The 23,300-nt window shown below is 63.3% G+C and carries 5 protein-coding genes; 1 reads left to right on the forward strand and 4 read right to left on the reverse strand.

What is annotated here, in order from left to right; genetic code table 11:
• Positions 1-278: 278 nt before the first annotated feature.
• Entirely contained in the window at positions 279-782 is a 504-nt protein-coding gene (locus J3U87_RS08595; protein WP_237382632.1) for a hypothetical protein, read from the forward strand.
• A 99-nt stretch (positions 783-881) separates the two neighbouring features.
• Here J3U87_RS08595 and J3U87_RS08600 read toward each other — a convergent pair whose 3' ends face one another.
• The 4 genes from J3U87_RS08600 to J3U87_RS08620 form a co-directional block, all read right to left on the reverse strand.
• Positions 882-1,652 carry an SDR family NAD(P)-dependent oxidoreductase gene (locus tag J3U87_RS08600; protein WP_237382633.1) on the reverse strand — a complete coding sequence of 257 codons (771 nt, stop codon included), beginning with the start codon at positions 1,650-1,652 and terminating at the stop codon, positions 882-884.
• A gap of 107 nt (positions 1,653-1,759) precedes the next feature.
• Positions 1,760-2,425, reverse strand: a complete 666-nt coding sequence (locus tag J3U87_RS08605; RefSeq protein WP_237382634.1) for a YceH family protein — start codon at positions 2,423-2,425, stop codon at positions 1,760-1,762.
• A 297-nt stretch (positions 2,426-2,722) separates the two neighbouring features.
• Positions 2,723-7,408: an SUMF1/EgtB/PvdO family nonheme iron enzyme gene (locus J3U87_RS34985; protein WP_272932474.1), complete on the reverse strand. Its 4,686-nt coding sequence runs from the start codon at positions 7,406-7,408 to the stop codon at positions 2,723-2,725.
• Between the two features lie 356 nt (positions 7,409-7,764).
• Positions 7,765-23,295, reverse strand: a complete 15,531-nt coding sequence (locus tag J3U87_RS08620; RefSeq protein WP_237382635.1) for a non-ribosomal peptide synthetase — start codon at positions 23,293-23,295, stop codon at positions 7,765-7,767.
• Between the last annotated feature and the right edge of the window lie 5 nt (positions 23,296-23,300).

Consider the following 23,300-nt stretch of genomic DNA (forward strand, 5'->3'; position numbering starts at 1 on the left):
CGCCGCAATGAACCGAACCAAATCCCGGTCGAGATACCTCGGCCGGGATTTTTTGTCGATCGCCGAAGCACACCCGAATCGGCGAGCTGCGATCATGGCGCTCAAAGCCCGTTCGAAGGTCGAAACCACCGAAAAAACCATTGTCGACGCACCGATTCCGCCCTGCCGGTTTCGCTGCTGGACAGGCGGAAGAAAATATTTGAAAATTTTTTAAACCATCTCGAAAAGGTCCCGTTGTACCCGGCAACCAACGATTGATACCCCACGGGAGGTTCCCCATGAAACACGCTGTTCTCACTTTGCTGCTCGCCGCGTTCACCTCTACCGCCTTCGCCGGCGACGTTCTTTTCTTCCGGTTCGAAATGGAAGACCACACCGATCCCATCAACCCCACCACCATCAAAATCAACCTTCCCGTCAACACGCTCGAGGCCTTTGAAAACCCGATCAACCAGGCACTCGCCGAGGCGGATATCGATGACGAACTGGATCAGTTCCGCATCATTTGGGAAGAAGTCAAGAACGTAGGTCCTCACAACTACATCGACATTCAGGACGAGGACAACGAAGTCTCGGTGGAAACCACCGACACCCATCTCAAGGTCACGATCAAAAACATCGAGAACGGTGATTTCGAAGTACTCGTCCCTCTCGATTTGGTGGACTTTCTGGTAAATGCCAAAAACTTCGACGACCTGATGGACATCATCACGGCCTTGGAAGGTCGCGAGCTGATGACCATCACCGGCGACCGCCTCAGCGGCAGCCTGCGCATCGGGTAGCCATCGAGCCGATCGACGGTGTCCCCATGAGGGCCCCCATCACATAAAAAAGCACGCCACTTTCGGCGTGCTTTTTTCGTTTTGCGGTCGAGGTCGATCTCAAGGCATCATGGCGCCGTTGTTGATATCCACCGTTTGACCGGTCATGGACGTCTGGCTCGGATCGAACAACCAAGCGATCAGGCTCGCGATTTCCCCGGTCTCACTCATCTTGCCCAAGGGTACGCTTTGCATTTGCTCGGCCAAGGTGTCTTCGAAGGTCTTGCCGGTCGATTCGGCAAAGGTCTGCAAACCCTGGCGAGCCATGGCGGTATCGACCCAACCCGGGCACACCGCGTTCACCAGGATCCGCTCCGGGGCAAGCGCCGAAGCCCAGGACCGCATCAATCCCAACATGCCGGCCTTGGAGGCGCAATAGGCGGTATAGCCGGGTACCCCGAGCCGAGCGAGGATCGAGGAGATCAAGACGATGCGGCGATAGTCGTCGCCGTCGCAGCGCCCGGCGCGCAACAACGGCAGGCACAAATTCACCAGGTGGTAGGTGCCCGTCAGGTTGATGCGCAAGATTTCGTCCCAGCGGTCGTTGCCGCCGTAGTGATTCTCTCCGCCCACACCGGCGTTGGACACCACGCCGTAGAGTTCGGTGACATCCGTGGAGGCCAGGGCACTCGCCAGGGCCTCCGGATCGCCGACATCCACCCCCAGGACGTGAATCGGGGTGCCCTCTTCCAACATGTCCGCCGTTTCGGCCAGGACCTCGGTCCGGCGGCCCAACAAAAACAAACCATAACCTTCCTGACTCAACCGAATCGCCGTGGCCCGCCCGATGCCCGTGCCGGCACCGGTCACCACTACCCAACGCGTTTCCATGATCGTTTCCCCCTTCACCTATGTGTCGTCCCGCCTTCACGCCATCGAGATCAGCCCAGGCAGGTCATTCAGGGTGGCTCTCGCGAAACCCCACCCACAAGGACAACTCATTCGAACTGAGCGCGAAACGCCGCCAACTCCGCTTTGAGTTCGGCGACGCTCTCGCGCAGTTCGCGAACTTCTTCCTCGAGACTTGCGACGCGCCGATTGACCTCGTCATCCAAGGAAGGCCCGCGGTGTACGATTTCTCGGGCGGGCGCGGCATCCACCTCGGGTTCCCCCATCAACAGATGGGCATAGCGCGGTTCCTTGCGGCCCGGTTGCACGGGAAGTTGCATCACGAGCGGATCCACTTCCCGTTCCATCAGCGTCTTCAGCGTGATTTCCACGGCATCCATATCCTCGAAGGGATACAGCCGACCGGTTCGGGCACGCAGCTCGCCCACCGTCTGCGGCCCGCGCAACAGGAGCACGTCGAGTACGGCCACCTCCTGAACCGTGAGCAGCAGGGCTTTGGCGACATTGTGTTCGTATTTGGGTACCCGGCTGTCGACCGATTTGACCTCGAATGCAAAATTGCGGTCACGGAGTCGATCGATGGCGCGCAGCACGGTCTGATCGTCGAAACTCACGACGGGCTCGCGATTCGATTTTTGATTACAGGCATTGATCAGTGCATTGAGGGTCAACGGATAGTAATCGGGAGTGGCCATCTCCTTTTCGATCAGTGATCCGAGAACGCGAACCTCTTCCATCGTCAACGTTTGTTCCATACCGGGCTCCTGAAGAAAGGCGATTCCCCGCTTCTCCCCCTGTTTCCCAATCTCCGGAGACGGCCGAAAGGAGACACGCTTCCGGAGCGGAACGCCAGGGCATCATCGTCACGGGAACCTTCGAAATGTGAACCCAGTCTTATCACATGGGGACCGCCAGGGTCCAGCCTGTATTTCACTATGGTTTTTTGTCGTGAAGTTCCTCGGAACTCACTGGATCAAGGATGGATGGAACTCTCGCTCAAAAGCCGTTCGACCAGGACGGGACGGCCGCACCCGCGTGCGGCCACCAAAGTGTCATTCGACGAAATGGGCGTCCTTGGCACAGCGGAACCCAATCACTTCGCTGCACATACGCGGGTCGCCGTGATTGCGCAGGTACATGGCGATTTCCTTACCCCGGCTACGGAAGGAACCACCGCGAAAGACCTTCTGGGGGCCCTCGGCGGTATTGACCGGATCCTGCCCGTTGCTGGTGCGGTAGAAGTTGGGGTCGTAGGTGTCCAGAACCCACTCGTTGACGTTGCCCAGGATTTCGTGGACACCGTATCCGTTGGGCGGGAACTTACCCACCGGCGCGGCTTTCTTTTCGGGGTAGAACTCGTAGACGGCCATCTTGGCGTCCGAATGCTTGCCCCACCAATACTTTTGCCGCTTGGTATTTCCGCTGGCGGCCTTTTCCCACTCGGCCTCGGTCGGCAGCCGTTTGCCAAGCCACTTGGCGTAGGCTTCGGCCGCGTACCAGCTCACGTAGCTCACCGGCCGGTCCAAATCACCCGAGGCCGGCGCCCCGCCGCCCCAGTGCTTCAGATAATTGCCGTCGTGGAATCGCGGAGAAATCCGTCCGGGCGCCCACTGCGGATTGGCATCCACGAATTGTTTGAACTGGCGGTTGGTGACCTCGAACTTGTCGATGAAGAAGCTTTCCACGTGGACATTGCGACGGGGCGCGGTATCGCGCTGCCCGTTGTCGCCCATCGAAAAAAGACCGAGCGGAATGTAGGACATGCCGTCCGGAGGGGACCACCGTGCATATTTCTGCCAGAGTTGCTGAGCCTCGGAGGTTCCGTTGATCTCGTAGATTTGCCGGTAGAGTTCGGCCACTTCCTTGAACTGTCCCAGTTCGCGCTTGTCCTGCGCGGTGACCTGCAACCGGGAGACTTCCTTGCCGACATTCTCCATGGCCTCGACCGCGGTGGAATTGCCCGGGTCCAGTTCGGAGAGGCGCGAGGCGAGACGGAACTGCTGCGTGTAGTCCTTGCGCGACATGGCGCGTTCCAGGCGATCGACACTTTCGGTGATGTCGGCCCGCAATTGCTCTTCCTCGACATCCTCGAGGTTGGCTGTCAATTTACTGTCACCGGGCGCCAACTGAAGTGCGGCGCGGTAGGCTTGAGCCGCCTGGGGAAATTTCTGGCGGCTGAGTGCATCCTGACCCACCGCCGTGAGGGATTCGAGGAGCAACGGGCGCATTTTCTTGATGTATTGAGATTTGGGATCGATCTGATCCAACTCGAGGAAAAGCGGTACCACTTTGGTGTATTCCCGGCGCCCATAGAGGGTCTCGATGCGTTCCTGCAGCTTGCCGGACTGCTCTTCCTTGAGTTTTGCCTTCAGTTCCTCGTATTGCTTGTTGACCTCGCCGTCGGTGCGGTCGGCCTTGTAGAGGCCGGCCAGAATGGCCAGGGCTTCCAGTTCCTTGCCTCGATTCAGGAGGGTCTGCACGGAAGACAACTGTTCCTGGCGAATCTCGGCGATCGCCTGTTTGGCCACCTCGTTGGTGCCGTCCAACTCGAGCACCGTTTTATAGGTGCCGTAGGCATCGTCCTTCCCATCGACCACGAGACGGCCCTCATCGCGGTAGGTTCCCGCGCGGGCCACCAACTCGTCGATCTGCTTCACGACCGCGGCCTTTTCCTTCTTGGCCCGGGAGGCGAGCTGACCCAGTCGGGACTTGACCCGATCGCTGGGTGAATCGGCCAGAATCGCCTCGATCCGGCGAATCGCCTCGTCGTAGGACTTGTTGTCCACGAGCGTCTGAACCGTGCCGATGGTTTTCAAATCGCGTTTCTTGCTGCTTTGCATCGTCACCCAGAACAGGATGCCGCCAACCGCCAGAACGGCCAGCAGAATGGTCAACCCCAGGACCTTGGGATCGAAACGGCCGACGCGTTTGGCCTTGACGACCGAGGCCCCCCGGTTCGGAATGGGCGGCGGCGAGGTCGCGCGGTCGGCCTTGGTAAGACTGTCGGCCAGACCGGCTCGGGCCGCACTCTGGTCGGGCTCCTCCACCGCTTCGAAGCTGAAGGCGCCGTCGTCGGTGGTCACTTGATCTTTGAGATCGGTATGGTCCCCGGTCGATTCCGCGAACGGGTCGTTGCCGAGGTCCAATTCGTGTTCGCCGAATCCCCCCACATCGGGCGGGCTTGGCGGTGCAGGGGCACCGGTCGCTTCCGGTTGGTCGCCTTCGAAGCTGAAGGGGTTCTCACTGTCGCCCTCGCCGAATTCGTCACCGAAGCCGAAACTGTCCTCGGGCTGGGCTCCCTCCGGGACGGGACCGTCGCCACCGAAATCGAAACTGACCGAACCTTCACTGGGATCGCCACCGAAATCGAACTCGCCACCGGGAGCGGCGGGCGTAGCCGGCGGCTGGGGTACGTCGAAACCGCCGTCACCTGGATCCAGTTCGAAATCGGAACCACCGTGGGTGATTGCCGGATCCTGCAGGTCATCGCCTCCGAGGTCGAAGGGCTGGTTCTGTTGGGGTGTCGATACATCGAACGCCGGATCGTTGGCAAAATCCATAGGCACCGAGGATCCGCCGCCCAATCCGAAATCGGCGTCGTCTTCTTCTTTGGTTTCGAAGTCGAAACCGCCACCGGTGCCAAATCCGAAGTCGCCGTCCTGATCGGCGGGCTGATCGCCACCACCGAAGTCGAAGCCGCCGTCGCCTTGGTCGGCGGGCTGATCGCCACCACCGAAATCGAAGCCGCCACCCTGATTGGATGCTACCTCGTCGCCGCCACCGAAATCGAAGCCGCCACCACCCGCATCGGGACCATCATCGATCTGGAAACCGGCACCCGCCGGTTCTTCGGGACCGTTGTCCAAATTGAAATCGAAGCCGCCGTTTTCCTGCGGCGCGGGCGCCGTGCCGAACTCCACCGGCGTCGGCTCACTCTGAAAGTCGCCGAAATCCACCGCGGGGCCGTTATCCATGGCGGGATCTTCGACGGCGGACGCGAATCCAAAATCGTCCTGACCACCGAGGCCACCGCCATTCTGGAAATCACCTTCGAGACCCATGTCGGTGCCACCCGGCTGCGCACCATTGCTGCCGAAATCGGGGCTTCCTGCAGGGGTTTCCCCGCCAAAATCGAAACCGCCGTTGGCGGCATCGCCACCGCCGATGTCGAAGCCTCCACCGGCCGGCGGTTCCGTGCCGCCCAGATCGAAGCCGCCGCTCGCGGGTTCCGGGCTACCGAGATCGAACCCACCGGTGGCGGTGTCCGCATCGCCCAGATCGAAGCCGCCGGCCGCCTCGCCCCCGGTTGGCGGTCCTCCCAAGTCGAAACCGCCATTGACGTCGAACCCACCATTGGCCTGGTCGCCACCGCCGGCGTCCACCGGGCCCAGATCGAATCCCTGGGTTTCGGTCACGCCGCCGAAATCGAGGCTCTCGGATCCCGACAGGGAAGCCTCCGGGCTGACGCCGAAATCCATGCTGCCGATCTGATCGGCCCCACCGCTGCCGAAATCGGCTTCGGCCAATTGGCTCATGGAATTCGAATCGTCGCCCATGCTGCCGCCCGCCGCCGAAAAGTCGAGGCGATCCAAATCGGTGCCGCCGCCGGCCCCTTCCAGGCCCATGTTGGCACTGGAAACCGGGCGCGTTTCACCGAACCAATCGCCACCGTTGACCGGCAAGCCGCCCTGACGGGCCTGATCGGCCAAATTGGACAGGGAGGCATCGCGAACCGTACGTTCCATATCGCCGCCGAAACCGGTATTGAATTCGGGACCGAAGGTGCCGTCGGCGTTGGCGTTGGCCTCGCTGGGCAGTTCGAAACTCAAATCGGACGCGGTATCGTCGGCATCGCCGTCATCCCCGACCAATCCGAGCGAGTCCAACCCCGCAGAAGGATGGAAGGGTTCGTCATCCGGCAGGTTGTTCTGGGTCTTGGCCAGATCCTTGTAAAATTCGATCGCGTTCTGATAGCGACCCTCGGGTTGTTTGGAAAGCGCGTGTTGGATGGAAACCGTCATCGCCGGCGGGATGTGATGGTTCAGTTGCGAAGGATCGGGCAGAGGCGATGTGCGAATGGCTTCCTTCAACTGGTTCCAATCGACGGCCTGGTAGGGCGGCTGGCCCGTCACCACCTCGTACAAAATGGCGCCGGCTGCATAAATGTTGGCGCGAATATCGGTAGTGTCCGGGTTTTTAATGCGCTCCGGAGAATAGTATCTTCCGTAATAGAGTTGTTCATGGGGCGTAAAAAAGTTCTCGCGCTCACTTTGCAGCACATGACCGAAACCCCAGATGCGCGGTTCACCCTCGGGTGTCACGATCACGTTCGAGGGATTCAGGAACCGGTGCACACCGCCTTCGGAATGTGCGTAACCCACTCCTTTCAAAATGCCTTTCAGCAGATCGGAGGCCTGGCGGAGCGGCAGCTTGCCGTGCGTGCGAATCATTTCGTCGAGCGTTTGGCCCTCGATGAATTCGCGCACCAGGAAAAGCCGGTTTTCCCCTTCCACCACATTGATCAACGCAACGATATTCGGGTGTTCGCATTTGATGTTCTCGACCGCATCGTCCAAGAGCCTTTTGCGGAAATCGCCCGCGCTCGTCAATCGCGGGTGAATCGCTTTGAGTACAAACTTAGATCCGTCAGTGACGTGGACCGCCAAAAAGGTCTCGCAAACCGCATTGCTGCTCAAAGCTTGCACTATCTTGAATTGATCAATCGTTGCACCGATCATAAAGGCTCCATTATGTAGGGGTTGGATGCAGAACTATTCTATCACCGCACCCTGTGCGACACAATTTTCAACCCAAAGTGGACGACAGGGGTGGATCAAGGCTCCGGAGGCGTCACACAAAGTGTTGCAGGACAGCGGGTTGGCTACCGATCGCGAAGCGTGGTGAAGCACTCCTCCGGCAGGAAGGGCCGCGAAACCAGCGACCGCCCCTTTTCCCACCTGCGATATCCCTTCACGGTGTGGATCGGCAAGGAAGCCAAAACCGAACAAAATCGTCTACAAACACGCGGTCTCCGAACCATTCGGCACAAACACATAAACCATCGTAAAGCGCTTATTTGAAAAAAATTGACCGATCAGGACCGCATATCACTTTTTTCCATCTTTCGCTGGCGATCCGCGGTCACATGTGACGCTGCCGTATGCAACATGTCCGCGACGATTCGGGCCGTATCGGCGGCGTGCTTCGCCGACAGCATGCCGAGATGGTCTCCCGCGACCTCTCGAACCAGCGGTGCCCTCCGGCAATAGAGCGTCCAGCCCAGGTCCGGCTCGGTCGTGCGTGGTGGCAGACCCCAGGCCTCGAGGTCCGCCTGCCGCACGCCGTCCAGGGCCTTGACCAGAAAGAGTGGCGCACGCAGTTCGGGATCTTTGTCGGGGCGTTTGGCGGCCTGCACGTTGGCCGCGTTGACGCGAAAAAGGGACCGTACCGCCACCACATCCAGGTCGGGAGGAATGAGATCCGCCTCCACCAGGGCTTCGCGAACGACCTCGAATCGCCGTGCCTCGGGGCAGCGACGCAAACGAGCCTCGTCCAGATCGATGCGGCACCCTGTGTCGCGCGCGGTTTGGGCGAGCAGCTTGGCGATCCAGTCACACTCGTCCTCGCTTTGAAGCGGGTTCACGGCGGGCGGGTCCGATAGGGCGGTATCCAGGATGACCAGACCGGCGACGCTTCGCCCCTGGGCCTCCAGCATGCGGGCCATGGCAAACGCCACCAATCCACCGAAGCTGTGCCCACCCAGGAAATAAGGGCCCTCGGGTTGAATCGAACGCATGGTCGCGATGTGATGGGCCGCCATCGCCTCGATGTCGGTCAGGGGTTCGCGCGTGCCGTCCAGTCCCGGGCTCTGAAGACCGAAGCACCGGTACTCGGTCAAGGCGCTCGCCAAAGGATGCAAATAGAGCGCACTGCCTCCGGAGCCCGGCACACAGAAAAATGCCGGGCGGGGTTCGCCATCATCTCGATCCGAACGATTCAAAAGCAGTACACTGTCCGAAGGGCCGGCCTCCGCGGTCGACCTCAGCCGCGAGGCCAGAGCGGCAATGGTCGGCTCGGTGAAGATTTCGGACAGGGGAACCGAGCGGCCGAAGGTGGTGCGAAGCCGGGCAACCATGCGCACGGCCAAAATGGAGTGTCCACCCAAATCGAAGAAATCAAGGAAGGGATCGGTCACCGGGCGTTGCAGCAGATCGCTCCAAATCTCACACAGGCGCAGTTCGACGCCGTCTCGGGGAAGCCGGACCTGGTGCGCCGCTCCTCGAGGCGCTTTGGGACCCGGAATCGTCGTCTCCCCCTGCACGGCGTCACCGCGACCCGGCCAAGTCGAGGGCAGTTCCGGCAAGGCCTCATCCAACGCCGTTTCGCCAGCGCCGCAAAGGGCTTCGACCGTACGTTGGAACAGGTCTTTGAAGGAGGACGCGGTCTCCGTTCGGAACAGGTCGTCCCGGTATTCCAACATGCCGCTGTAGGACTGCGCGCCGGTGGCCAGCACAAGCGCCATCATGAAGGGCGTCGATGTCCGAGATCGCACGATGTCTTCCACACGCACCCCGGGAATGGACCACTGACCAACGGTCGGCGATTGCGGCTCCATGGAAAACAGGATCTGAAAGATCGGTTCCCGGCCCGGGACACGCGGTGGCGACAGCGCCTCGACCACGCGGTCGAAGGGCACGTGACGGTAGGACAAGGCGTTCAGCAGGTTATCCTTGACCCGGCGGAGCAGGGTGCGGACGTCGGGTTTGCCGGAGAAATCCAGGCGCAAGGCGAGCGTGTTGGCGAAAAATCCGAACAAGGGCTGAATTTCTTCGCGATCGCGGTTGGCCTCGGGAAGGCCGATGACCAGTTCCTCCGTACCGGCCAGGCGACCTGCGGCCAAACCGAACGCGGTCAACAAAAGAACGTAGGGCGTGACCTCCAAGTCCAGGCACACCCGCTCCATCCGGTTCACCAGCAGGGGATCCCAATCCAACCAAACCTGGGCGGCGGAGGAAACCCCATTCTCGGGATAGGGAAAGTCGGTCGGCAGCGGAAGCATCGGCGGTGCGCCCTCCAACATCCGGCAACATTGTGCCAGACCCCGCTCGAAATGCGCGCTGTGGGCCCGCTGCCATAGGGCGTGATCGGCCGGTTGCAGGGAAAGGTCCGGCAGGGACGGGATTGCTCCGTCGCGAAGGGCCCGATAGATCTCCACCAGTTCGCCGGTGAAGAGGTTCAGGGACCAACCGTCGGCGATCAGGTGATGGAAACACAGTCCCAACAGGTGGGTATCGGAACCGAGGCGGACCAGAACCGCACGCCAGAGTCCGGGTTCCGTGAAATCGAAGGGTTCGGCCAGGAGTTCGAAGGCCCGGCACTCCGCACTTCCGGCGTCGGACACGTCCAGTTCATGCCAAGGCAAAGGGGGATCGGCGACGATGTGCTGCATCGGCATTCCGTCTTCGTCGGCCAGGAAGGCGGTGCGAAGCGCCTCGTGGCGCTGCTGCAGATGGATCAGGGCGCCCTTCAAGGCCGGTACATCCAGGGGGCCTTCGAGCCGCACGAGGCTCGGCAGATGGTATGAATCCCCCAAATCCCGCAGCAGGTGGAGAAACCAAAGCCGCTGTTGGGCAAAGGAAAGTGGTGCCAAGGCGGTGTTCTCGCGCGGTACCGGCGCGGCGATTCGCGTTTCTTCGGATTGCAGCGCGGCCGCACTCATGGCGGCGGCACTGGGATGGCGAAAGACCAGCGCGACTTCGACCTCCACGCCCCACGCCACGCGCATCCTGGCGATGAGTCGCATGGCCGCGATGGAGTTGCCACCCAATTCGAAAAAATTATCGTGGATGCCCACCTTCTCGAGGCCCAACACCTCGGCGATCATGTCGACGACCATGGCTTCCCGAACCGAACGCGGTCGCCCCGCGCCCTTCGCGCGATTCGCTCCGAGAGAGGACCGTTCGGCCTGACGCACCAGCAAGGTGCGATCCACCTTTCCGGCAGGTGAAAGCGGAAGCGCCTCGTGCGTCTCGAACCTGGCGGGGATCATGTACTCGGGCAGTCGTTGCGCCAGATAGGCGGCACAATCGGGAGTCCGTTTCCCGGCCTGTTTCAACACCAAATGGGCTTGCAGAAACGCTTCCCGCCGCGGGGGATTCACCAGCGAAACCACGGCCTGCGCGACTTCCGGCATATCCAGCAGGCAGGCTTCGATTTCGCCCAACTCGATCCGATACCCGCGCAGCTTCACCTGATGGTCCATCCGACCCAGAAACGCGAGGGTCCCGTCAGGCTTGCGCACGACCAGGTCACCGGTTCGATACAGACGCCGGCCCCGCTCGCCGGAAAAACAGTCCGGAACGAAGCGCTGCGCCGTCAAGCCGGGTCGGTTCACATAGCCCCGAGCCAGCGTCGGCCCCCCGATCAGCAACTCGCCCGGCGTGCCGTGCGGTTGTAGGCGCATGTCGGCATCGACCACGTAATGCGCGATGCCGGCCAGGGGAAGACCCAAGGGAATGGCCCCCTCATCCGTGTCGGCCGCAAGGTGATCGGCGACATCCAGTGCCGAAACCCAGATCGTGGCTTCGGTGGGACCGTAGGCGTTGAACACCTGCTCCGAACGGGCACATAGTTTTCGGGCCAGGTCCAGGTGCATGGCCTCGCCGCCGCAAATCAGGCGCGGTGTACCGGTCCAGCCGGCCGCAAGCCACATGGTCCAGGTCGCGGGTGTCCCCTGAACCACGGTGATGCCGATGTCCCGAGCCCATCTGACGACCGACTCGATTTCGGTCAAACGCTTGTGTTCCACCAGCGCCACCGAGGCGCCGTTCACCAGCGGCAGCAGCATTTCCAGAATGGAAATATCGAAGGACGGGGTGGTCACGGCCAAGAGGCAGTCTTCGGGTCCCAAGGGCAGCTTTCGCCCGGTCACCTCGAAAAAGTGGGCCAGGGAACCGTGCTCCACGGCGACGCCCTTGGGATTGCCGGTGGAGCCGGAGGTGTAGATGACGTAGGCCGCGTCGCGGGCGTCGAGCGGGCAGGGCGGGCAGGGCGGCAAATCCCCAGCCGGTGGACGATCGAGATCGATGACCTGACCCGAAAACTCGTGAACCAACGGGTGGTCGCTCCGGCACAACAGGGCACTCGCCCCACTGTCCTCGGCGACCCAGCGCAGTCTGCTCGTGGGAAGAGTGGGATCCAGAGGAACGAACGCCGCCCCCAATCTGAAGGCGGCCATGATCGACGCGACCAGGGAGACGCAGGGAGGCATCAGCAGCAGGACCCGATCGCCTCGGCCCATCCCGCCGGCGCTCAGGCGCCGAACGATGCCCTCGATTTCCCGATCGAGCTGCGCATAGGTGAGCACCTGACCGGTGTCGGTCAGCAACGCCGTTCGATTCGGCACGGCACCCACCTGGGAAGCGAAACGGCACGGAACCAGGGGCATGGCGCTCGTCGAGCCGATCTCGGAGTGCCACCGGACCAACGCTTCGCGTTCGGCGCCGATGGTCGCGGGCAGGCGGTTGGGAGGCGAGCCGGGTCGATCCAACAGCGCATCGACCAGATCCGCGAAGTGTCGCGCGAACCGTTCGGCGTAGGCCCGAGAAAAGAGATCCCGGCGATACTCGATGATGCCTTCGAGCGCAGACGCGGTTTCCGTGAAATACAGCGAAAAGTCGTATTTCGCGGCATCATCGGCCAGGTCGATGGGCCGCGGCACCACCTCACCCAAATCGAACTCGATCGAGGGCGTGTTCTGGAGTGCGAAAAATACCTGAAAAATTGGGCTGAACGCCAAATCCCGCTCGGGCTGCACCGCATCGACCAACAATTCGAAGGGCAGGTCCTGACGGTCGAAGACGTCCAGCGCCTCCCGGCGAACGCGCGCCAGGAACTCGCGCCAACTGGGATTGCCCCGCACATCGAGGCACAGGACCAGGGTGTTGATGAAGCAGCCGATCAGCGTTTCGGTCTCCGATCGGTTGCGCCCGGCGATGGGCGTCCCCACGGGGAAGGTGCGGCGGCCGCTGTAGTGACTCAGCGCCAGGCCGTAGAGGCTCAGCAGCGTCATGAACAAGGTCGTGCCATGTTCGCGACCCACGCGGTGAAGACCGCTCAGCCGTTCGGAGGAAATCGAAAAACGCAGCGAGTCCCCTTCGTAGGACTGTCGCTTCGGCCGCGGTTTGCCGCCGTGCAAATCCAACGACGGCGGCATGTGTGCCAGACGCTCGCGGGCCCAGAGCAAGGTGGTTTTCATGCGCGACGGCCGGCACAGCCTACGCTGCCAGACCGCGAAATCACCGTAGTTCAGGGAAAGCTCGGGGGGGTGCTCACCCCGGTAGAAGATGCCCAATTCGCGAGCCAGGATACCGAGCGACCAACCGTCGGCCGCGATGTGATGCAATACCAGACAACATCCGTAGCGAGTCGGGCCCAGGCGGAAGAGGCCGGCTCGGAAGGGCTGATCCCGATCCAGTTGAAAGCCACGCCGCAGAAGGGCTCGCGCTTCCGCCTGAAACCGGGTGTCGCCGTCTGGCTGGTCACCGAGGTCCAAGTAGGTCAGGACGCCGTTTCGCGGAGCATCGACCACGGCCTGGGGCACCCCGCCCCGTTTCACGACGCGGGTCCGCAAACTCTCGTGACGCCGGCACAGGGCGTCGACCGCCCGGCCAAAGGCCTCCCGGTCCAAAGGGCCATCCAGATAAAAAACCAGCGGCAACAGGTAGGCCGTCCCCATCTGTTCCAAGTCATCCAAAAACCACATGCGCTGTTGGGCATAGGAAAGCGGGCCCCGGTCACGCTCCGCGACGGGCCGGGGCTCGAGCGGGTCGGCGGCCTTGAAGAGACCATCGGTTCGGGCCGCCATCACGCGGGCCGCGAATTCCTTCAAACGAGGCGCTTCGAAAAGCAGGGCGATGGGAAGTTCCAGACCGAGCGCGTGGCGAATCGCCGAAAAAACCCGCGTGGCCAGCAGTGAATGGCCCCCCAATTCGAAGAAATGATCCGCCACATCCACGTGTGGCAAATCCAGCACCCGGCACCAGATCCCGGCGATGATTTGAATCGTCGGGTGGCGCACCGCCTGAGCGTCGTGGGCTGGGGCGGCCTTGACCTCGGTTTGGAGGCTGGGCAGGGCACGTCGATCCAGCTTCCCACTCGCGGTCAGCGGCAGTTCGGCCACACACCTCAAATGCCTCGGCACCATGTAATCAGGCAGGCGCTCGGCCAGCCAAAGGCGCAACGCCCCGAGATCCAACGCCTGCGGCGTCGAGGGAACCACATGGGCCTGAAGCGACATTCCGCGCCGCGTCTCCCGCGCGACCACGGCACAGGCGGCCACGTCCCGATGACTCGCCAACCACGCTTCGACCTCGCCTGGCTCTACTCGAAACCCTCGGATCTTCACCTGAAAGTCGGTGCGACCCAAGAACAGCAGGCGACCGGAGCCATCGAACCGGGCGCGATCACCGGTGCGGTACATGCGGCTGCCGGGGGTCTCGCCAAAGGGATCGGGTAGAAAGCGCGCGGCGGTGATGCGGGCACGCCCCACGTAACCCGTCGCCGGGATCGAGCCGCCGAGGTAGAGATCGCCGGACACGCCCGGCGGCACGGCCATCATCGACCGATCCAGAACGTAGGCGCGGGCGCCATCGATGGGATTGCCGATGGGCGGCAGGGCATCCCAATCGTCCGGGTTGGAAGGTAGCGCAAAGGCCGTCGCCACATGGGTCTCGGTGGGTCCGTACTGATTGACGAGCCGCATGTCCGGGTTGGCGTGGAAAAAGCGCCGCATGGCCGGGCCCACCTGAAGTTGCTCGCCGGCGGTGATGATCTGACGCAGATGCGGCAAGTGCGGATCGTCGGCTTCCAGGGCCGCATCGACCAGGCTCTGTAACGCCACGAACGGCAGGAACAATCGCGCGACGGCGTGCCGGTTCAGGAACCGAAGTAACCGGTGCGGGTCGCGGCGGTGGTCCTCATCGGGCAGGACCAGGGTGCCCCCCGCCGCCCAGGTTGCGAAAATTTCCTGAAAGGAGACGTCGAAAGCCAAGGAGGCGAACTGAAGCGTGCGCGGTTGCGGCACCGATTGACCGCATTGATAGGTCACCAGGTTGGCCAAGGTGCCGTGGTGCATCACCACCCCTTTGGGAGTCCCGGTGGAACCGGACGTGAAAAGCACATAGGCGGGATGTTGTGCGGTGAGCCCGACATCGGGCGAATGCCGTCCATCGGCGCCCTCGAGGCAGGTCTCGAAATCGAGCTGGAGCCGAATGCCCTGGCGGGGCATCAATCCCACCGGCGCACTGCCGTCGTGAAGCAACAGGTCGGGCTGGGCCTGGTCCAACATGCACCACAAGCGGGCCGGTGGTTGGTCGGCATCCAACGGCAAACAAACCGCACCCGTTTTGAGGATGGCGGCCACGGCAACCATCTGGAAGGCGCCGCGCTTCATGCAGAGCGCCACGGGTCGCCCGACCTCGGCGCCAAAATCCATCAAACGCGTGGCCAGCGCGTTGGCCGCCTGATCCAGTTGGGAATAGCTCAAGCCGCGATCGCCATCCAAAAGGGCGATCGAGTCGGGGTGGACCTGGGCCGCCCGTTCGGTCAGATCGGCCACATGAACGGGCGCGCTTCGACCGGCAAGAACCGGGGAGGCTGGCCCGATTCCATGACACCGCAAAAATTCGCGATCGGTCTCGCGCAGGACCTGCAATTTCGACAAGGGTCGCCGCATATCGCGCGTCACCTGGTCCAGAAGGCGTTCCAAACGTTCGGCCAGCGCAACGATGGTGGTCGCCTCGAAGATTTCGGCGTTGTACTCGAAGGCCGCGGCGTAACCTCCATCGGTCGCCTGCAGAAACAGCGTGAGGTCGAACTTGGCGGCGGCGCCGGCAATCGGGTCCGGCGTCCATGTGCCGCCCCACGCGTCGTGGGCGGGGGCCGCATCTTCCAGCACCACCAGCAACACCTGGAACAGCGGTGAGACCGCCAACTGGCGGGTGGGCTGAACGGCCCGCACCACTTCGGCAAAGGGCAGCAGCGCGTGGTCGAACGCATCCAGGACTTCGCCGCGGGCACGCGCCAACAGGGTGACGAAATCGGGGTCGCCGGAGAGATCGCAACGCAAGGCCAAACTGTTGGTAAAAAACCCGATGAGGTTCTGGGTTCCCGGTAATTCTCGTTGGGCCACGGGCGTACCGATCACGATATCGGATCCGGCTCCGTGGCGCTCCAGCAGGGCGGCGAACGCGGCCAGCCACACCATGAACGGGGTCCCCTGAACTTCGCGTGCGCAGCGTTCCACGCGGTGGCGCAGTTCGCGCGGCAACACGAAGGCGTGATCCGCTCCGGTCACATGAGGCGTTCGAGCTCTCGGCCGGTCCAGCGGCAGATCACACACGCTGGGAATGCCCGCCAAATGGTCGCGCCACCAGGTGGCCTGCGTTTCGGCTTCGGAGGTCTGCATCCAGCGGCGCTGCCAGGTCGCGTAATCGCCGTACTGCAACGCGAGTGGCGCCAGGTCGGCGCCAGGATCCTCATAGAGCCGAGCCCAATCCTGCATCAATATCTCGCTGGACCACTCGTCGACGGCGATGTGGTGGATGACCAATGCCACGCGATAGGCTTCGGCATCGGTCCGAACGATCAGGAGCCGAAGCGGACCATCGTGCGCCAAACGGAAGGGACGCCGCCCGGCCTCGACGCACATGGCCCGAGATTCGGCTTCGGCTTCGTCCGGCGCCAGGGCGGTCAAATCCATGTACACGTAGTCGAGGGTGACGCGGGCGCGGGTTACGGCTCGGGGCCGGTCCTCGATCTCGGGCCAGTGGGTTCTCAAAATGTCGTGGCGTTGGGCGACAGCCTCCAGGGACGCCAACAAACGGTTCGCGTCCAGGGCCGCCGACACCCGCCAGACCGATGTCACGTTGTAGGCTCCACCGGCGTGTTCCAATCGTTCGAGAAACCACAGCCGTTCCTGTTGGGATGAAAGCGGCGCGTCACCCCCGGACCGCGTCCCCGCTTTCAAGGGTAACCAGGCAGTGGTGGTTTGCAGGCGAAGCGCGTCCAGGTGGTCGGCCAGGGCGCCCAACCTGGGGTGATCGAACAGGGCGCGCACCGGAAGCCGGATCCCCAATTCTTCGCGAACCAGGGCGACCACGCGAACGGCGGCCAGGGAATGGCCACCGGCCTGAAAGAACCGGGTTTCGGCGCCACAGGTGCAGCCCAGGACACGATGCCAAATTTCCGCAAGGCGAATGCCTGTCGCGGAGAGTGGCGCCTGCGTGGCGACATCCTCCGCTTCGGGCTCGGGCAGGGCCGCTCGATCCAATTTCCCGTTGGCTGTCATCGGCAGTCGCGCCAATGCGACAAAGTGCGACGGCACCATGTAGGCCGGCAAACGCTGCTCGGCATGACGTCGCAGGGCTTCGACATCGATGGGTTCACGAGCCGTGAAGTAGGCCGCGAGGTACGCTTGCCGGCCCACGCCGCGACAGTCTACCGCGGTTTGGCCGATGCCCGGAAAGCCCGCCAGCACCGCGGCGATTTCCCCGGTCTCCACCCGAAACCCACGGATTTTCACCTGGCCGTCGCGGCGCCCCAGAAAGTACAGGTTGCCGTCACTCCGAAGCACCACCCGATCGCCGGTATGGTAGAGCCGCGCCCCCGACTTCCCCGAAAACGGGTCCGGGATGAACGCCGCCGCGGTCAACGCGGGCCGATTCAGGTAACCGTAGGCCAGACCGTCGCCGCCGGTCAGCAGATAGCCCGGTACGCCGGGCGGCACCGGTCGCAGGTCGTCGTCCACCACGTAGACCCGGGTATTGGGGATGGGAACGCCGATGGGCACCGCGGCGTGATCGGGTAAGGTTCCGCTCAGCCGCGCCGAAGTGGTGTTCACGCCGTTCTCGGACGGACCGTAGTGATTGAACAGGACCAGATCGGGATGCGTTCGCAGCAGTCGGGCGACGATATGCGACTCGGCTTGTTGGCCACCGAACGCCAAGGAATCCAGGCCGGCGAAAACATCGGGATCCAAACTCACGAGATGATCCATCAAGGCGGTTGGGAGGTCGGCACGGTTGATTCGCCGCTCTTGCAGACATGCTTTCATGGCGACCGGGTCGGTGATGATGTCCCGGGGTAGGAACACCAGCGTAGCCCCGTGCAAGAGCGAACCGAATATTTCCAGATTGGACACGTCGAAGGCAGGGTTGTAGAGGTGGGTGGCCCGATCACCCGGACCCATGAGATGGAAGGGCGAGTTGAACAGGAGCCGCAACATGGCCCGATGCGGCAACAGAACGCCTTTGGGTTTGCCGGTAGATCCGGAAGTGAACACCAGGCAAAATGGCCAGGACCCGTCCAAACGCGGCAGGCTCACCGGTTCACTCGGGGCGCACCGCGATGCTTCCAGCAGCTCTTCGGCCCCTAGGTAACCGCCTTCGAGAATGCCCCGATCTCCGCCGACGAAGAACCGGGCCGAGACGTCGCGCACCATATCCGCCAACCGGACCGCCGGCGTTCCCGGATCCAGGGCGGCGTACGTGCCGCCAGCGCGGATCACGGCGAGAAGCAGCGTCACCCACTGCGGCGAAGGCTCCTGAGCCACGGCGACCAGGTCCCCCGAGCACAATCCCTTCAAACGCAGCCATTTCGCCAAATTTTCACTGCACCGGGCGAGTTCGCCGTAGCTGGTGGTCGCACCGGTCCGGGCATCCTCCAGCGCGATTCGGTCGGGTTCGCGCGTGGCGACCTCGAGGAAGGCATCGTGGAGGGTGGTCTCGCGTGGATAGGCCACCTCGGTACGGTTCCAATCCGCGAGCTGGCGCTGCATGTCGGCGGATTCCCACAGCGGTTGATCGAGGATCGATCGCTCGGGTTCGCTCGCGACGGCTGTCAGCAGACAGGTGAAGTAGGTGGCGAAACGGCGAATGGTGGCAGCTTCGAACAGGTCGGTGCTGTACTGCAACAGCCCCTGGGTTTGTCCGGCGTCCTCGCGAATGAGCAGATCCAGATCGAACTTGGCGTGCCGGGCCTGGCCCGTCAGAGGGCGCAGTGTCAGATCGCCAAAGCTCGGCATGGCACTTTCGCGCTCGAACGCGAAGAAGACTTGAGCCAAGGGCATCCGATGGATCGAGCGCGGCACCTCCAGCTCCTCGACGAGCAGGTCGAACGGCATTTCTCCGTGGGCGAAGGCGTCGATACATTCAGTGCGGACCCGAGCCAGAAGATCGAGGAAGGAATGGGACGGAGAGACGTGGGTCCGCAGCACGAGCGTATTGACAAAAAACCCGAACAGGCCCTCCAAGTCCGCGTGGTGCCGACCCGCCACGGGGGTGCCCACCACCACAACCCGGCAATCCATCAGGCGCGCCAAAAAGAGCTGAAACAACGCGAGATATCCCATGAACGGGGTTGCCCCATGGTTGGAAAACAGGACGTTCAGCCGTGTGGCGACATCTTGCGGCAGGGCAAAGGCAAGGCAGGCACCGCCGCGATCGCGCCGGTCGGACCACAGCCGATCGGTAGGAAGCGGCGCGGCCTCGGGAAGATCGCCTAGCTTTCGCTTCCAGAACCGGGTGAGCCGCCGAAGATAATCGCCACTGAGGCGTTGGGCCTGCCAGGCGGCAAAATCAGCGTACTGCAAGGCGAGCGGCTGGAGCGGAGCGGGCCGACCTGGGTCGTCGCGAAACGCGTTGTAACAGGTCGCCGCTTCGTGCAGGAACACATCGATCGACCATCCGTCGGCGACGATGTGGTGCAGGTTCAGCAATAGGACGTGTCGGTCGTCCGAGCGACGAATCAGAAAGGCCCGAAAAAGCGGTCCCCGAGCGAGGTCGAAGCGATGGACCGCCTCATCCTCGAGAAGACGCTGCAGCGCCGCCTCGAACGCCGCCTCGGTGGGCGCGCTCAAATCGATGACGGTCGTGGTCGGGAGCTTGTCCAGGACCTCCGCGTAGGGAACGCCCTTCTCATCCGGAAATCGCGTGCGCAGAGCGGGGTGCCGCTCCGACAGAAACATCAGCGTCCGCTCCAGCGCATCTCGATCCAGGGTACCCTCCATATGGAAGCCACCCGAGATGTTGTAGGCCGGTCCCGCTTCTTCCACCTGCGCCAAAAACCACAGGCGGCGCTGGGAAAAAGAAAGGGGAAGCCGGTCGCGGTCGGAAAGGGGTTGGATGGGCCCCGCTGCCGGGGAAGGCGCCGAATCGGAAACGAGTGCGGCCAATCGAGCGATGGTGGGCGTCAGGAAAAAATCCCGCATCGCCACCTGCTTCCCAAACGTTTTTTCAATGCGGGCCATGAGCTTGGTGACCAGCAGCGAGTGCCCGCCCATTTGGAAGAAGTTGTCGGTGCGGCCCACGCGCTCGATGCCGAGCAAGGCACACCAGATCACGGCCAGCGATTCCTCCAGAGGGCCTTGGGGCGGGGCGCCCAGGGGTTCGGTCAAAGGCGTCGCGGGCGGCAGGGCGCGCTCGTCCAGTTTGCCATGGGATGTCAGCGGGAACGAGGCGACCCAGGCGAAGGCGGAGGGTGTCATGAAGGCGGGCAGGCTGGCTGCCAGCGCCTGGCGAATGCGGTGCAGAGCGCGGTCGTCGGCTGGGATCCGGGCGGTTGCCGGACGCACATAAGCGGCCAGGTAGGCGTCGTCGGCGTCGCCGTGTTTGAGCACCACGGCCTGACCCACCGCTTCCTGTTCACAAAGCCGGCGTTCGATCTCGGACGGCTCGATGCGGAACCCGCGCAATTTGATCTGACGGTCCATACGCCCCAGAAACAGAATCCGACCCCGTTCATCGAGCCGCACCAGGTCACCGCTGCGGTAGAGCCGCGAGCCCGGTCGATCGCCGAACGGGTTGGGCACGAACGCCTCGGCGGTCGATGCGGCGCGACCGTGATAGTCCCGTGCCAGACTGGGGCCGCCTAGGTAGAGCTGGCCCACGGCCCCGGGCGGAACCGGTTCGAGGGCGGCGTCCAGGATATAGGCGCGCACGTGGCTCGCGGGCCTGCCGATGGGCACCTCTCCGGCCACCGGCGTTTGGCCCGGCGCACGGAGATGGGCCGTGACGACCACGCACGTTTCGGTGGGTCCGTAGGTATTGGCGAGTGCGACCCGCTCGTGCCGACCGCACCAATCCCGCCAGGCCTCGGCACCGGCTCGTTCACCGCCGATGATCACCATTCGAACCGATTCGGGAAGCAGACATGACGGGTCGGCGGCGAGGCCGTGCCAGAAGGCGGTCGGCAGATCCAACACACTGATCCGGTGGGCACGGGTGGCTTCGCAAAAATGCGCCGCGGAACGGATCATGTCCTCGTCGCGCAGAACCAGCGTGGCACCCGAGGTCAGGGCGCCGAATATTTCTTCGACGGCCGCATCGAAACCGGCCGAAGCGAATTGCAGGATGCGATCGCTCGGCGTGAACCCGTACAGCGATCGTGCCGAGCGACAGAACGCGGCCAAGCCGCCGCGCGTGATGGACACGCCGCGCGGCGTGCCGGTCGTGCCCGAGGTGTAGATGACGTAGGCGACGTTCTCGGCCTGGGCCGGGCCAAGCCGATCCGATCCCGACCGCATGCTGGCCGGGCCCTGCCAAAGGTCCAGTCCCAGCGCTTCCAGCGGGTGACCCGCTTGCCTAGCGAAACCCATCGCTTGGAACAGAGAACCATGGGCCGCGGCGACGCCCGCCTGGGTCAACACCAGCCCGAGGTCCGCATCTTCGGCAATCAGCCGTGCCCGCGCATCGGGGTACCCGGGATCGATGGGCACGTAGGCGCCACCGGCCTCCAGCACGGCCATCATGGCGACGACCTGTTGCGGCACGCGACCCAAACCGAGGCCGACCCTGACTTCGGGTCCGACGCCCGCTTGCCGCAGATGAACGGCCGCTTCGGCGATCCGGCGCCGAAGATCGCCATAGTCGATGCGGGTATCCGTCGTCTCCAGTGCGGTGGCCTCGGGGAATCGCGCCGCCTGGTCGCGGAACGCGGCAAGCACGTCCTCGGCCGTCCCCTGCCCCGACCGACCGGCAAAGAGGCGGTTGGGGGCTTCGGCCAGAAGCCGCCGCTTCTCGGGGCTGTAGAGCACGAGTTTGGATAGCGGTTTTCGGGGAGCCTCGGTCAACGCGGCGATCAGGTGCCGGAAGTCGCCGCCCATGGCCTCGACCGTCGATTCGGCGAGAAGATCCGCGGCATATTCAAAACCGCAATGATAGACCCCTTCTCCTTCATAGACATTCAAGGTCAAATCGAAATGGGCATGCGCCGGGTGGCTGGGAAGCAGGGTTATTCGGGGCAGGGAATCCGAAGGCGGGTAATGCCCCATCAAATCGCTCTGCATGGCGAACATCACTTGGAAGATGGGGTTGTGGTCCGTCGATCGTGGAGCTCCGACCGCCGAAACCACCTGTTCGAACGGCAAGGCGGCATGGGCAAAGGCGCCGAGCGCGGTCTTCCGCAGGCGATCCACGATGGTGTGAAAGGCGGGATCGCCGCCAAGATCGACGCGCAGGGCCACCGTGTCGGCGAAAAACCCGATCAAGTCCCGATCGTCGCGATGATCCCGGCCCGCGACCGGCGTACCGATCACCATGTCGTCGCCGGCGCCGAACCGGCGCAACACGGCACAGAAGGCGCCCAGCAACACCATGAAGGGCGTGCCTTTGCAATCCTTGGCCAGATCTCGGACAGCCGAACACATCTCCGCGGGCAGCGCGAAGGAGAATAAACCGGCTCGGTGGTCGCGACTCTGCCCCCGCGGCTTGCACAGCGGGAGCGGAATCGTCTGGGGTGCGCCATCGAGCGCCTGACACCAATACCGTTGGAGGTTCCTCGCGGTCTCGCCGCGCAAGGCTTCGGCTCGATCGGCGACGTGATCGCGGTATTGGCGCACGAGCGCGGGCAACCGCGGTGCACCACCGCCCAGACGCGCTTCCAGCAGCGATCTCAGCTCGGCCAGGAACACGCCACCCGACCAACCATCGGCAACGATGTGGTGGAACGTCGTGGCCATCAGGAACCGATCGGGCCCCAGACGGCCGAGTCGCACCCAAAGCAGGGGCGCCCGATCCAACCGGAAATGATGAGTCGCGGCGGCATCGGCCACCTGGCGGATCAGGGTCGCTTCGTCCAGTCGTCCATCGTTCGGCCCCAAGGGTTCCGGCCGCCAGGTGACTTCGGGGATCACCTCGGCGAAGGGCTCGCCGTCGACCGCGCCGAACCTGGTGCGCAGGGCGGGATGGCGTTGCACGATGTGCCGGAGCGCGTGATGGATGTCTTCTTCCTGCAAAGGGCCCTCGATCACACAGGCGAAGGCGATGTTGTAGGTGAGCGCGCGGCCCTCCAGCGCGTCCAGAAACCAGAGACGACGCTGGGCGGCGCTGAGCGGAAAGCGTTGGAGGCCCTCTCGCGCTTGGGTCCCGGATGAGACGGAGCCCCCCGGAGACGACGGCGATGACGCGAGGGCTTCGATCAGTTGGGCCCTGCATTCGGCGATTCGCGCGCGCAGTTCGCCGTCCAGCGCGCCCCGGGGGGCTTTGAAGCGAAGTTTCCTGCCTTCCACCCACAATTGGATCCGTCGCTCGCGACAGTCCTGTAGCAGTGCCGTAACCTCCTGGCTCATATGAC

The organism is Sulfidibacter corallicola (genome assembly GCF_017498545.1).
GTDB classification, from domain to species: Bacteria; Acidobacteriota; Holophagae; order Acanthopleuribacterales; family Acanthopleuribacteraceae; genus Sulfidibacter; species Sulfidibacter corallicola.

Excerpts from the sequence above, each read along its gene's own strand:
- J3U87_RS08605 (WP_237382634.1), bottom strand. The coding sequence starts at position 2,425 with ATGGAACAAACGTTGACGATGGAAGAGGTTCGCGTTCTCGGATCACTG.
- J3U87_RS08595 (WP_237382632.1), top strand. The coding sequence starts at position 279 with ATGAAACACGCTGTTCTCACTTTGCTGCTCGCCGCGTTCACCTCTACC.
- J3U87_RS08620 (WP_237382635.1), bottom strand. The coding sequence starts at position 23,295 with ATGAGCCAGGAGGTTACGGCACTGCTACAGGACTGTCGCGAGCGACGG.
- J3U87_RS34985 (WP_272932474.1), bottom strand. The coding sequence starts at position 7,408 with ATGATCGGTGCAACGATTGATCAATTCAAGATAGTGCAAGCTTTGAGC.
- J3U87_RS08600 (WP_237382633.1), bottom strand. The coding sequence starts at position 1,652 with ATGGAAACGCGTTGGGTAGTGGTGACCGGTGCCGGCACGGGCATCGGG.